The organism is Piscirickettsia litoralis, from assembly GCF_001720395.1.
GTDB lineage: Bacteria > Pseudomonadota > Gammaproteobacteria > Piscirickettsiales > Piscirickettsiaceae > Piscirickettsia > Piscirickettsia litoralis.
Genome location: NZ_MDTU01000001.1, coordinates 524,352 through 525,990, shown reverse-complemented (window position 1 = coordinate 525,990; position 1,639 = coordinate 524,352). Strand labels below are relative to the sequence as shown.

The following is a 1,639-nucleotide window of genomic DNA, read 5'->3' as shown; positions in this document are numbered from 1 at the left end:
GCATGTGATTGTTCCCCGAGGGGGCTAAAAACCGCATTGCGATTGACTTGATTAAAGCTAAAATGCGTGAGCTTTTGCTTGAAGAGCAATAAAAAATAGATTATTTCTGGTTAAGTTTTTAAATTTAAGAAATCTTGCAAGGCATAAAGTAGAGATAAAAATTGATGAGTTGGGTTCATGGCATTTTAGGTTTAGTGGTTTTTTACTTATTAGCATGGGGGCTAAGTGAAAATCGCAAGCATGCTTCTTTGAAAATAGTATTGCTCGGTGTATTTTGGCAGTTTGTTTTTGCCTTGATTTTGTTGAAAGTTCCGGTGATTACTGAGATATTTCAATGGATTAACCAGGGCGTCGTTGCAATCACGGCAGCAACACAAAAAGCGATGGGCTTTATGTTTGGAGGTCTGGCAACCTCTCCAGAGGGAAGCCATCTAGGTTTTATTCTTGCTTTTCAGGCGCTGCCGGTGTTGATCGTAATTAGTGCCTTGAGTGCGTTATTATTTCATTGGCGTATCTTACCACTGATTATTCGTGTGTTTTCATGGCTATTTCAAAAAACATTGCGCATAGGCGGCACCCTTGGGATTGCAGCGGCTGCGAATGTGTTTATTGGTATGAATGAAAGCCCGTTGGTGATTCGCCCTTACTTAAAGCGTTTAACCCACAGTGAATTATTTTCACTCATGGTGTGTGGCATGGCTGGGGTTGCCGGAACCGTGATGGTTTTATATGCCAGTATCGTCGGCCCTTTAATTCCAAATGTCATCGGCCATGTGATCACCGCAGTGTTGATCAGTGTTCCAGCGGCACTTACAGTCTCCCGAGTGATGGTGCCAGAAACAGAAACAATTTCTGTGGGTGGGCAGGCTGAATTTGCCAAAGCGGCAAGCACCTTGGATGCTATTTCGGTGGGGATTATGGATGGTGCGAAAGTATTAGTCACTGTGATCGCAATGCTAGTCGGCTTCTTGGCATTAATTTATTTGCTGAATATGGCATTGGGTTTACTGCCTCATTTTGAAGGGCAAGCCTTATCGATGCAGCGTGTTTTAGGCTGGATTATGTCGCCTATTGCTTGGTTGATGGGAGTGCCTTGGCATGAGGCACAAGCCGCAGGGTCATTATTAGGTACAAAAATGATCTTAAATGAAGTCGTTGCTTATGGCGAATTGGTCCGTATAGGCGCTGAGCTATCACCTAAAGTACAACTAATGATGCTCTATGCTCTATGTGGCTTTGCTAATTTAGGTAGTATCGGCATCATGATCGGTATTTATGGCTCATTAGTTCCTGAGCGTCGCCAAGAAGTCACACGGTTAGGCGTGAAGGCGGTAATTGCCGGAACGCTCTCAACTTGTATGACTGGAACAATTGTAGGAATGCTTTATGTCTGAAAATAATCATCGTGAAGAAAAAAATATAACAAACCTAAAGTGACTTTATTGCAGCGTCTAGCAGCTCTAGTCATCGCAATCTTGGTTATTGTGATTATTTATCATTTTTATACGGTTTAGCTTTTAGTTCATTAACTATCAGATTTACTTTTTGTGGTGTGCGTATTGAGTGTATGCTCACCCTGTTCTAGCATTTTTACTTGCAAGTTTTTTAACTGCATATGCAAGTTTTGCAATTTTTCTTT

Annotated in this window: 1 protein-coding gene; it reads left to right on the top strand. The window is 41.9% G+C overall.

Annotated elements, in window-relative coordinates; all coding sequences use genetic code 11:
* The first annotated feature begins 164 nt into the window (after positions 1-164).
* Positions 165-1,394 (top strand): NupC/NupG family nucleoside CNT transporter, encoded by a 1,230-nt coding sequence (locus BGC07_RS02475; RefSeq protein ID WP_069311830.1) that lies wholly within the window; start codon positions 165-167, stop codon positions 1,392-1,394.
* Positions 1,395-1,639: the final 245 nt, after the last annotated feature.

Excerpts from the sequence above, each read along its gene's own strand:
- BGC07_RS02475 (WP_069311830.1), top strand. The coding sequence starts at position 165 with ATGAGTTGGGTTCATGGCATTTTAGGTTTAGTGGTTTTTTACTTATTA.